Source organism: Xanthobacter sp. AM11, assembly GCF_047444035.1.
GTDB lineage: Bacteria > Pseudomonadota > Alphaproteobacteria > Rhizobiales > Xanthobacteraceae > Xanthobacter.
This window is the reverse complement of sequence record NZ_JBLAOA010000001.1, coordinates 14,524-26,300: the sequence shown is the minus strand read 5'-3', so window position 1 is coordinate 26,300 and position 11,777 is coordinate 14,524. Positions and strand designations below refer to the sequence as shown.

At 69.6% G+C, this 11,777-nt stretch carries 7 protein-coding genes; 3 read left to right on the top strand and 4 right to left on the bottom strand.

All coding sequences use genetic code 11. The features are described from left to right. Positions 1-104: 104 nt before the first annotated feature. The 3 genes from ACI7BZ_RS00120 (at position 105) to ACI7BZ_RS00110 (ending at position 7,175) form a co-directional block, all read left to right on the top strand. Entirely contained in the window at positions 105-3,503 is a 3,399-nt protein-coding gene (locus ACI7BZ_RS00120) for a transglutaminase family protein (RefSeq protein ID WP_414115186.1), read from the top strand. 344 nt (positions 3,504-3,847) lie between these two features. Beyond that, complete coding sequence (locus ACI7BZ_RS00115) at positions 3,848-6,259, top strand: circularly permuted type 2 ATP-grasp protein (protein ID WP_414119051.1); 2,412 nt, start codon at positions 3,848-3,850, stop codon at positions 6,257-6,259. Positions 6,260-6,290: 31 nt separating this feature from the next. After that, positions 6,291-7,175 carry a transglutaminase family protein gene (locus ACI7BZ_RS00110; protein ID WP_414115185.1) on the top strand — a complete coding sequence of 295 codons (885 nt, stop codon included), beginning with the start codon at positions 6,291-6,293 and terminating at the stop codon, positions 7,173-7,175. Positions 7,176-7,185: 10 nt separating this feature from the next. On the opposite strand, the gene ACI7BZ_RS00105 is transcribed toward ACI7BZ_RS00110, so the two are convergent. From ACI7BZ_RS00105 to ACI7BZ_RS00090, 4 genes are all read right to left on the bottom strand, one after another. Next, positions 7,186-8,508, bottom strand: coding sequence for a TRAP transporter large permease (locus tag ACI7BZ_RS00105; protein ID WP_414119050.1), 1,323 nt, complete (start codon positions 8,506-8,508; stop codon positions 7,186-7,188). Continuing rightward, the gene (locus ACI7BZ_RS00100) at positions 8,508-9,014 is read right to left on the bottom strand and encodes a TRAP transporter small permease subunit (RefSeq protein ID WP_414115184.1); all 507 of its coding nucleotides are present in this window, start codon (positions 9,012-9,014) and stop codon (positions 8,508-8,510) included. Before ACI7BZ_RS00100 ends, ACI7BZ_RS00105 begins: the two co-directional genes overlap by 1 nt. A 77-nt stretch (positions 9,015-9,091) precedes the next feature. After that, positions 9,092-10,108, bottom strand: a complete 1,017-nt coding sequence (locus ACI7BZ_RS00095) for a TRAP transporter substrate-binding protein (RefSeq protein ID WP_414115183.1) — start codon at positions 10,106-10,108, stop codon at positions 9,092-9,094. Positions 10,109-10,226: 118 nt separating this feature from the next. Further along, positions 10,227-11,762: a malonate--CoA ligase gene (locus tag ACI7BZ_RS00090; RefSeq protein ID WP_414115182.1), complete on the bottom strand. Its 1,536-nt coding sequence runs from the start codon at positions 11,760-11,762 to the stop codon at positions 10,227-10,229. Positions 11,763-11,777 lie beyond the last annotated feature (15 nt).

The window sequence follows — 11,777 nt, the reverse complement described above, 5'->3', positions numbered from 1 at the left end:
CGCCGCAAAGTCGCGCTTCCGCCCCACCAGCGCCTTGTCTAACCTGAGCTGACCCGCTGCCTCTTCCACCCTTGGGCCTCCGCCCGCAGGACCAGGTGCCATTCATGTCGATCCTCGCGAGCCTGCATCACGTCACGAGCTACAGCTACGAGCGCCCCATCACGCTCGGGCCGCAGACGATCCGGCTGCGGCCGGCGCCGCATAGCCGGACCGAGATACCGGCCTATGCGCTCAAGATTTCGCCAGCCGAGCATTTCATCAACTGGCAGCAGGACCCGTTCGGCAACTGGCTGGCCCGCATCGTCTTCCCCGAGAAGACCAGCGAATTCAAGGTGGAGGTGGACCTCCTCGCCAAGCTCGACGTGCTCAACCCGTTCGACTTCTTCGTCGAGGACTATGCCGAGAACTTCCCCTTCACCTACGCCGCCGAGCTGAAGGCGGAGCTGGCCCCCTATCTGGAGCTGGAGAGCGAGGGCGCGCTGTTCGACGCCTTCGTGGCCTCGGTCTCCCGCGAGCCGCGGCGCATCGTCGATTTCCTGGTGGAGATCAACCAGCGGCTCCAGGGCGAGATCGGCTATGTCATCCGCATGGAGCCCGGCGTCCAGACGCCGGACGAGACGCTGGAAAAGAAGCTCGGCTCGTGCCGCGACACCGGCTGGCTGCTGGTGCAGGTGCTGCGCCACCTGGGCCTTGCCGCCCGTTTCGTCTCCGGCTACCTGATCCAGCTGAAGCCCGACGTGGCGGCCCTCGACGGCCCCTCGGGAACCGACGTGGACTTCACCGACCTGCACGCCTGGTGCGAGGTCTTTGTTCCCGGCGCCGGCTGGATCGGCCTTGACCCCACCTCCGGCCTGCTGTGCGGCGAAGGCCACATCCCGCTGGCGGCGACGCCCCATTACCAGTCCGCCGCCCCCATCGCCGGCATGCTGGAGAAAGCGGAAACCGAGTTCGGCTTCGAGATGAGCGTCGCCCGCGTGGCCGAGGCGCCGCGGGTGACGCTGCCGTTCTCCGACGAGACCTGGGCGGCGCTGGACGCTCTCGGCCACAAAGTGGACGAGGACCTGACCGCCGGCGACGTGCGCCTGACCATGGGCGGCGAGCCCACCTTCGTCTCCATCGACGACTACCAGTCCCCCGAATGGAACACCGAGGCCCTCGGCCCGCAGAAGCGGGTGCGCGCGGACGACCTGATCCGCCGCCTGCGCCGGCGCTTCTCCACCGAGGGCGTGCTGCATTACGGCCAGGGCAAGTGGTATCCCGGCGAGACGCTGCCGCGCTGGTCCTTCGACCTGTTCTGGCGCAAGGACGGCCAGCCCATGTGGCGGCGCGAGGACCTGATCGCGGACGAGAAGGTCAATTACGGCGCCACCGCCGAGGATGCGGACCGCTTCTGCAAGGCGGTGGCCGAGAAGCTCGCGGTGGGCGCGGGCTTCGTTAAGCCGGCATTCGAGGACAACATCTATTTCATGTGGAAGGAGCAGTGCCTTCCCGAGAACATCGCCCCCGGCGACGAGCGCATGGCCGACGAGGTGCAGCGCCGCATGCTGGCCCGCACCTTCAACCAGGGCCTTGGCACCCCCACCGGCTCGGTGCTGCCGCTGCGCCGGGTGTGGACCGCCGATGGCCCGGCCTGGCGCTCGGAAACCTGGACCTTCCGGCGCGAATTCCTGTTCCTCATCCCCGGCGAAAGCCCCATCGGCTACCGGCTCCCGCTGGAATCCATGATGTATCTGGCGCCCACGCGCTATCCCTACATCGTGGAGGAAGACCCCTTCGAGCCGCGCGGTCCGCTGCCCGACGCCGAGGCCCTGTCGGCGCGCTACCGTGCCGGTGCCCCGGCGGGTGACGCGGCGGCCGCCGCCGCCAGCCCGGAGGGCCGCCCGCGCTACTCCGTCGCCCCGCGCACCGAGGCCTACGGCACCGGCGAGCGCGCGCAGGAGCTGGTGCGCCAGTATCTCGCCAAGAACGACACCCAGATCTTCACCGCCGACACCCGCACCGCGCTGTGCGTGGAGCCCCGCAACGGGCGCCTGTGCGTGTTCCTGCCGCCGGTCGAGATCCTGGAAGACTATGTGGACCTCATCGCCGCCGTCGAGCAGGTGGCCATCGAGCTGAACACGCCCATCCACCTGGAGGGCTACCCGCCGCCGTTCGACTACCGGCTCAACCTCATCCGCCTGTCGCCCGACCCCGGCGTGCTGGAGGTGAATGTCCACCCCTCCAACGACTGGGCCGGCTGCGTCGAGATCACCCGCATCCTCTATGAGGAAGCACGGCTTGCCCGCCTCGGCACCGAGAAGTTCATGGTGGACGGGCGCCACACCGGCACCGGCGGCGGCAACCATGTGGTGGTGGGCGGCGCCACCCCGGCCGACAGCCCGTTCCTGCGCCGGCCGGATCTTTTGAAGAGCCTGCTGCTCTTCTGGCAGCGCCACCCCTCCTTGTCCTACATGTTCTCCGGCCTGTTCATCGGCCCCACCTCGCAGCATCCGCGGGTGGACGAGGCGCGCCACGACAGCCTGTACGAACTGGAGATCGCCTTCTCCAAGATCCCCCTGCCGGGCAGCGAGCCGGCGCCGGCCCCCTGGCTGGTGGACCGCCTGCTGCGCAACCTTCTGGTGGACGTGACCGGCAACACCCACCGCACCGAAATTTCCATCGACAAGCTCTATTCGCCGGACAGCTCCTCCGGCCGCCTCGGGCTGGTGGAGTTCCGCTGCTTCGAGATGCCGCCGGACTGGCGCATGAGCCTGGCCCAGCAGCTGCTGCTGCGCGCGCTCATCGCCCGGCTGTGGAAGAAGCCCGTCACCGGCAATTGCACCCGCTGGGGCACCATCCTCACCGACCGCTTCATGCTGCCGCATTATGTGTGGGCGGACTTCCTCGACGTGCTGGAGGACCTCTCCGACGCCGGCTACAGCTTCGACCCGGAATGGTTCCGCGCCCAGTACGAGTTCCGCTTCCCGGCCTTCGGCAAGGTGCAGAAGGGCGGGGTGGACGTGGAGATCCGCCAGGCGCTGGAATGCTGGCATGTACTCGGCGAGGAGGGGGTCACCGGCGGCACCGCCCGCTATGTCGACTCCTCCGTGGAGCGGCTGCAGGTGCTGGTGGAAGGCTTCAACCCCTCCCGCCACGTGCTCACCTGCAACGGCCGCCGGATGCCGCTGGCCCCCACCGGCCGTAACGGCACCTTCGTGGCGGGGGTGCGCTACAAGGCGTGGCAGCCCTGGTCCGGCCTGCACCCCACCATCCCGGTGCATTCGCCGCTCACCTTCGACGTGGTGGACACCTGGAGCGAGCGTTCGCGCGGCGGCTGCATGTACTACGTCTCCCATCCCGGCGGGCGCAGCTACGACACCTTCCCGGTGAACTCCTATGAGGCCGAGGCGCGTCGCCTCGCCCGCTTCCAGGGCCTGGGGCACACCCCCGGCCTCATCGAGGTTCCGGCGGAAACCGCACCGGGCGAGTTCCCCACCACCCTCGACCTGCGCCGGCCCGGCTGACACGCCGTCGGGCGCCGCCCCAGCCCTCCCGGGGGGGGGGGCGGCGCCACCCGGCCCGCGGCGGGGCGGGGGAGGGCATCATGAGTGCGGGCGTCCCGGCCGTTCGGGACGCCGCCGCCTGCACCGCTGGACCTGCAGGCCTGAGGAGGCGCCCGCCCGCGCGGATTGGACCTCCTCCAAGAAAGATGCATCTCGCGCCCGGCCAGGCATAATGGTCAGCCCGGAAAGCGGGCGTGGAAAGGAACATCGTGTCGGGGGCGGAACAGCGGAGCGAGGCGTTCGAGAAGGCCGCGGCGGAAAGCCTGATCGGCAGCTACCGCACACTGCCCGGCGTCCGCGACGAGATGATGGATGCGGACGGCCAGCCGCGCCCCCACTGGCAGCGCTTCCTTGCCGCCTTGGCCGAGCTGGGCCCGGAGGAACTGCGCCGCCGCTTTTCCGCCGCCGACCGCTACCTGCGCGATTCCGGCGTGTTCTACCGGGTCTATGACGATGCGGGCGGCGGCGAGCGGCCCTGGTCCCTCAGCCACATGCCGCTGCTCATCGAGCATGCCGACTGGGAGGTGCTGGCCAACGGCCTCATCGAGCGCGCCGAGCTGCTGGAGGAGGTGCTCCAGGATCTCTACGGCCCCGCCCACCTGGTGTCCGATGGCGACCTGCCCGCCGCCACCGTGGCCGGCAGCCCGGAATTCCTGCGCCCGCTGGTGGGGGTGCGGCCGGTGGGCGGCCGCTACCTGCAGGTCTATGCCGCCGATGTGGGGCGCGGCCCGGACGGCCGCTGGTGGGTCATCGCCGATCGCACCCAGGCCCCCTCCGGCGCCGGCTACGCGCTGGAGAACCGCCTTGCCTCCACCCGGGCCCTGCCCGATGTCTCCCGGGCGCTGCACATGCAGCGGGTGGCCGCCTTCTTCCAGGCGATGCGCACCTCGCTTCTGAAGCAGGACCGCACCACGGAAGGGCGCATCGGCCTGCTCACCCCCGGCCCGCTCAACGAAACCTATTTCGAGCATGCCCTGCTCGCCCGCTATCTCGGCTTCCTGCTGGTGGAGGGCGAGGACCTCACCGTGCGCGGCGACACCCTGCACGTGCGCACCGTGGCCGGGCTGCGGCGCATGGACGTGCTGCTGCGGCGGCTCGATTCGGACTTCGCCGATCCGCTGGAGCTGAACGCCTCCTCGCGCCTCGGCATTCCCGGGCTGGTGCAGGCGGTGCGCATGGGCGGCGTGTCGCTGGCCAATGCGCTGGGCACCGGCCTGGTGGAGGCGCCGGCCCTGCTCGCCTTCCTGCCGCGCATCGCCGCGCGCATCAACGGCCGGCCCCTCAGCCTGCCCCATGTGGCCACCTGGTGGTGCGGCCAGCCGGCGGAACGCGCGCAGGTGATGGAGCATCTGGACGAATTGGTCATCACCTCCGCCTTCGGCCGCCCGCTGCCGGGCCTGCCCATGGGGGAATCGGTGCTGGGCGCGGATCTTTCCCCCGCGGAGCGCCGGCGCCTGTCCACCCTGCTCGCCCGGCGCGGGGCGGATGTGGTGGGCCAGGATATCGCCCGCCTCAGCACCACCCCGGTATGGACCGGCGAGAAGCTGACCCCACGGCCCTTCATGCTGCGGGTGTTCCTCGCTGCCACCGACAAGGGCTGGGCGGTGATGCCGGGCGGCTTCTGCCGCATCTCCTCCGCCCCCGATGCGCGCGCCGTCTCCATGCAGAAAGGCGACCGCTCGGCCGATGTCTGGGTGCTGGCCGACGGCGAGGTCTCCGACGCCACCCTGCTGCCGAGCCCGGCCAATGTGAAGGTCCGCCGCTCTTCCGGCACCCTGCCGAGCCGGGCGGCGGACAATCTGTTCTGGCTCGGGCGCTATGTGGAGCGGGCGGAAGCCACGCTGCGGCTGTCACGGGTGCTGGTGGGGCGCCTTGCCGAGAGCGGCGACAGCGGCACCAGCCCCCTGGTTTCGCGCCTGCTCGGCCTGCTGGGCGCCTGGGGTGCCATGCCGCGCGATCTCGCCCGCGCCACGCCGGCGCGCTATGCGGTGGCGGTGCTGACCCGGCGCGACGTGCCGGGGGCGCTACCCCAGCTGGTGCAGGCGGCCCGTGCCGCCGCCTCGGTCATCCGCGATCGCTTCTCGCCCGATGCGTGGCGCGCGCTGGTGGACCTTGAGGCCTGCGTCGGCCTGCCGGTGCCGTCCGCCCCCTCCGAGGCCGACGCCGCCGAGCGGGCGGACGCGGCGCTGCGCATCATCGCCGCCTTCTCGGGCCTCGCCAGCGAGAACATGAACCGCCTCACCGGCTGGCGCTTCCTGGAACTGGGCCGGCGCACCGAGCGGGCCATCGGCACCCTGCGCTTCGCCCGCACTTTCGGCGAGGCCGGCTCTCCCCTCGGCTCCCTCGATGCCCTGCTGCAGGTGGCCGACAGCCTCATCACCTATCGCTCGCGCTATGTGATGATGGAGGCGCGCGGCCCGGTGCTGGACCTCGTGCTGCTGGACCCGGACAATCCGCGCTCGGTGGCGTTCCAGGTGGAGCGCATGGCCCAGCACCTCAAGGTGCTGCCGGGGCGCGACCAGGATGCGCCCCCGCCCCGCTGGGAGCGCCTCGTGGCCCGCATGCAGGCGGAGCTGGCCGCCTCCACCGCGGAGAGCTTCGATGCCGCCTGGTTCGACGCCATGGAGAAGATGCTCATGCAGCTCTCCGACGAGGTGGCCTCGCATTATTTCCTCCAGGGCCATTCCCCGGAGATGACGCTGACCCTCGCCATGTAGCGCCAGCGCGAACGGGAGCCGGAAGGCCGCAATGCTCTACGATATCCGCCAGACCACCAGCTATTCCTACCAGGTGCCCGTCCGGGTGGTCCGCCAGGTGCTGCGGATGACGCCGGTGGACCGCGCCGGCCACCAGCACGTGATCGCCAACATGCTCGACATCGAGCCGGAGGCGGCGGAGCTGGAGCGCGGCCTCGATTTCTTCGGCAACGGCATCACCTGGCTCACCATCGACCATCCCCACGACCACCTGCAGATCACCACCCGCAGCCGGGTGGAGGTCACGTCCACGCCGCTGCCCGATCCGATCGCCACCCCCAATGTGGACGAGGTGCGCACCGCCTGCCTGGACCAGCCCGACCTGGGGCCGGATGCGGCGGTGCACGGGCTGTTCCCCAGCCGGGGGGTGCCCATCGATTCCGATATCACCGACTGGAGCGCCACCAGCTTCCGCGGTGACCGGCCGGTGCTGGAGGCCGGGCTGGAGCTGATGCACCGCATCAAGGACGAGTTCGTCTACCAGCCCGGCGCCACCATCGTCACCACGGCGCCGCACGAGGCGTTCGCGGCGCGCACCGGCGTGTGCCAGGACTTCGCCCAGGTGATGATCGCCGGCCTGCGCGGCCTCGGCCTGCCGGCGCGCTACGTTTCGGGCTATCTGCGCACCATCCCGCCCGAGGGCCAGCCGCGGCTGGAGGGGGCGGACGCCACCCATGCCTGGGTGGAGATCTGGTGCGGCCCCGAGGCGGGCTGGATCGGCCTCGACCCCACCAACGCCATCCCCGTCGGCGACGATCACATCATCCTCGCCGTGGGGCGGGACTATGCGGACGTGTCGCCGGTGGATGGCGTCATCGTCTCCTCGGGCGACCACCTGCTGGCGGTGGGGGTGGACGTGGTGCCGGTGACGCGCTGAGCCGCCGGCCTCACTTCACCGGCCCCATCACCTGGTCCGGCAGCCAGGTGGCGATGCCCGGGAACACGCACATGATGAGGATGCCCGCCATCATCAGCAGCACGTAGGGCAGGGCGCCCTTCAGCACCTGCGCGGTGGGCACCTGCGGGGCGATGGCGTTCACCACGAACAGGTTGAGCCCCACCGGCGGGGTGATGAGCCCGATTTCCATGTTGATGGTGAGGATCACCGCGAACCAATAGGGGTCGAACCCGGACGAGACGATGATCGGGTAGAGCAGCGGCGCCGACATGACGATGATGGCCACCGGCGGCAGGAACATGCCGGCCACCAGCAGGAACAGGTTGATGAGCCCCATCAGCACCCAGCGGTTCACCTCCAGCCCGGCGATGGCCGCCGCCACGGTCTGGGTGATGAACAGCGAGGACAGGGCGAAGGCGAACAGCTCCGCCGAGGCCATGATCATCATGATCATGACGCTCTCGCGCATGGTGGAGGAGAAGATGTCCAGCACGGGCTTGGGCCGGAACAGCCGGTACATGATGATGACCACGCCCAGCGTCAGGAACGCCCCGGCGCCCGCCGCCTCCGAGGGCGTCGCCACCCCGCCGTAGAGCACGTAGAGCGTACCCAGGATGATGATGAGGAAGGGCGTGACCCGCGGCAGGGCGGCCAGCTTCTCGCCGAAGCTGAAGCTGCGGCCCTGGTCGTCGAAGCGGAAGCCCTTGCGGCGGCAGTCGTAGAGCGACCAGGCCATGAACAGGGCAGTCAGCATCAGCCCCGGCATCACCCCGGCCAGGAACAGCCGGCCGATGGAGGTCTCGGTGGCGATGCCATAGACGATCATGGTGACGGAGGGTGGAATGAGGATGCCCAGCGTGCCCCCGGCGCAGATGGAGCCGGTGGCCACCGAGGCGGGGTAGCCGCGCTTCAGCATCTCCGGGATGCCCATCTTGCCGATGGCGGCGCAGGTGGCGGGGCTCGATCCCGTCATGCCGGCGAAGATGGCGCAGGCGCCGATGTTGGAGAGCACGAGGCCGCCCGGCACCCGGTTCAGCCAGCGGTCCAGCGCCTCGTAGAGGTCCTTGCCCGCCGGCGTCGCCGCCACCGCCGCGCCCATCAGCACGAACATGGGGATGGAGACATAGGCGAGGTTGGCGATGCCGGCGAACATGGTTTCCGCGAGCACGTCGAAGACGCCCCAGCCGCTGGCCATCACCAGCCCGGTGATGGCGGTGAGGCCGAGGGCAAAGGCAATGGGCATGCCCGTGGCCAGCAGCACGAGAAGAAGCCCGACAACGAGGAAGCCGGCTGAAGTGGGGGAGAGGGCCATCACGGGTGGACTCCGAAGCCGTCGGTGCCGGTGACGCGGCGCACCAGCTCGGCGACATACTGGAGGGTCAGGAGGGCGAAGGAGACGGGCAGCGGCAGCAGCGGAATCCATAAGGTGATCGCCGCCACGGTGGAGGTCCGCCAATCGTTCACATAGGCTTCATGGAAGAACATGCTGCTCGCCACCGTCATGGCGAGGGCAAAGGCGAGGCCCAGCAGCGCCCCGGCGATGCCGAGGATGCGCCGCACCGGCGGGGTGAACATGAGCTCGATCACGTCCACCCCCACATGGCCGCGGGTGAGCAGCACATAGGGCGCCCCCAGGAAGACCGCGGCGGTGGCGGAGAACACCACGAAGTCGGTCTGCCAGATGGTGGGCGAGCGGAACACGTAGCGCAGGAAGATCATCTCGCAGATCACCAGCATGGCCGCCAGCAGCAGCAGGCCGGCAAGGATGGCGCTGGCTTTGGAGAGCGTGTCCACGGACTTCAGGAAGAGGCGGGTCATCTTCGGGCTTTCGCAAGATCGTCCAGGCACGGGGCCGTGGCCCCGCGCGGGCGGTGTCGGTCGGCGGGAACCCGCCGTCACTGCACGGAAAGGGCCTTGCGGATCAGCTCGTCGCCACCCTTCACCTTGTCGGCGAAGTTCTTGTAGGCGCTGGCCTGGGCCACCTTCAGCCAGGCGTCGTAATCGGCGGCGGACATCTCCACCACCTCGACGCCGGCTTTTCTGAAGGTGTCCATGAGCTTCTGGTCGCCCTTGCGCACCTCCTGCGCGAACCACGCCTCCGCCTTCTTGCCGGCGTCGAGGATGGCCTTCTGCTGGTCGGGCTTGAGCCGGTCGAACACCTGCTTGGACATGAGCACGGGCTCATACATGAACCACAGGGCGTTGGCGCCCGGCGCGGTGAGGCACTTCACCTGCTCGAACAGGCGATAGGACACGAAGCTCTCGGACGAGGTGTTGGTGGCGTCCAGCACGCCCGTCTGCATGCCGGAATAGATTTCCGACGACGGCATGGAGGCGATGGAGGCGCCGGCTGCGGCCAGCATCTGCTCGAAGGCCGGGCCGGCAGCGCGGGTGACCTGCCCCTTGATGCTGTCCGGCCCGGTGATGCAGCCCTTCTTGGAGGCGAAGGCGCCGGAGAGCCAGGCGTCGGCGATGACGATGGCGCCCTGGGCCTCCACGATCTTCTTGATCTCCTGCATGAAGGGCGAGGTGTTCAACCGCTCGGCGCGGTCGAAATTGCGCACCAGGCCGGGCATCAGCGTGGCGGAGAATTGCGGCACGCGGCCGGAGGCGTAGTCGAGGGGGAAGGAGGAGATGTCGAGCTGGCCCTTGGTCAGCGCGCCCCATTGCTCGTTGGCCTTGTAGAGCGAGGCGCCGGGGAAGACCTGGATCTTGATTCCCACATTGGCCGCCGTCACGTCGCGGGCGATCATCTGCACCATTTCGTCCCGCGGGTCGCCCTTGCCCCCGGGAAACTGGTGCGAGGCCCGCAGGGTGATGTCCTGCGCCAGGGCTGGGGCGGCGACGGAGACCGCACAGGCGAGCCCGGCGGCAAGCGCGCAGGCGCGCGCGATGGAACGCTTTTTGATCATGACCTTCCTCCCTTTCAACCCGCGCAAGGCGGCGGGTCGTTGGCGTTTCCCGTCTTCATCGGCCGCGGCGGTTGATCCGCCATCGGCCGTCCGTCCGCCAGCGCGGCGGCCGATGCGCTTACGCAACGTTACGATAGATGTCCTTGTAGGTGTCGCGCAGGATATTCTTCTGCACCTTGCCCATGGTGTTGCGGGGCAGTTCCGGCACGAAGAAGATGCGCTTCGGCTGCTTGAACTTGGCGAGCCGGCTCTCCAGCGCGCGGTGTATCTGCTCCTCGGTCAGCCCGGCGCCGGGCACCGGCACCACGATGGCGGTGACGCCCTCGCCGAAATCGGGGTGCGCCACGCCGATGACGGCGCTCTCCACCACGCCGGCGATGGCGTCGATCTCGCCTTCCACTTCCTTCGGGTAGACGTTGAAGCCGCCGGTGATCACGAGGTCCTTGCCGCGGCCGACGATATGCACATAGCCCTTCTCGTCGATCTTGCCGAGGTCGCCGGTGATGAAGAAGCCGTCGCGGAATTCGGAGCGGGTCTTCTCCGGCATCCGCCAATAGCCCTGGAACACGTTGGGACCCTTCACCTCGATCATGCCGATCTCCCCGTCGGGGAGCGGGTGGCCGGTCTCCGGGTCGGTGACGCGCACCTCCACCCCCGGCAAAGGAAAGCCCACGGTGCCGGCGATGCGCTCCCCCTCATAGGGGTTGGAGGTGTTCATGCCGGTCTCGGTCATGCCGTAGCGTTCGAGGATGGCGTGGCCGGTGCGCTCGAAGAAGGCGCGGTGGGTCTCGGCCAGCAGCGGCGCCGAGCCGGACACGAACAGGCGCATCCGCGCCGTCGCCTCCCGCGTCAGCTCCGGCTGGTCGAGGAGGCGGGTGTAGAAGGTGGGCACGCCCATGAGGCAGGTGGCGCCGCTGCCCGCATCCGCCATCAGCGCCAGCGCCTCGCGCGGATCGAACTTGGCCCGGAAGATCATGGAGGCGCCGGAGAGGAGGATGATGTTGGAGGCGACGAACAGGCCGTGGGTGTGGAACAGGGGCAGGGCGTGGATCAGCACGTCGTCGGCGGTGAAGCGCCAGGCGTCCTTGAGCGTGAGGGCATTGGACAAGAGGTTGCCATGGCTGAGCATGGCGCCCTTGGCGCGGCCGGTGGTGCCGGAAGTGTAGAGGATGCCGCCCAGGTCCTGCGGGCCGCGCGGCACGTCGGCGAAATCGGCGGGGAAGGCGGCGGCGGCATCCACGAGGGAGCCTTCCCCGTCCGCGCCCAGGGTTTCCACGCAGGCCACCCCCACCCGCGCGGCCAGCGCCCGCGCCTCCTGCGCGATCTGCGGGCGGCAGACGAACACGGCGGGTTCGGCGTCGGTGAGGAAATATTCCACCTCGTTGAGGGTGTAGGCGGTGTTGAGGGGCAGGTAGACCGCCCCCGCGCGCACCGCGGCCAGATAGAGGGCGAGGGCCGGCCAGGACTTCTCCACCTGCACCGCCACCCGGTCGCCCGGCTTCACGCCCCGCGCCACCAGCAGGCCGGCGAGGCGGGCGGACAGGGCGAGGGCGTCGCCATAGGTCTGCGTCCGCCCGTCGGCCAGCAGGGCCAGGGCCTTGCCGGGGGCGGGGATGGCGGCGCGGATGGCGCCGAAAAGGTGGTTCTCGCTCATCTTGTCTCTCACGCC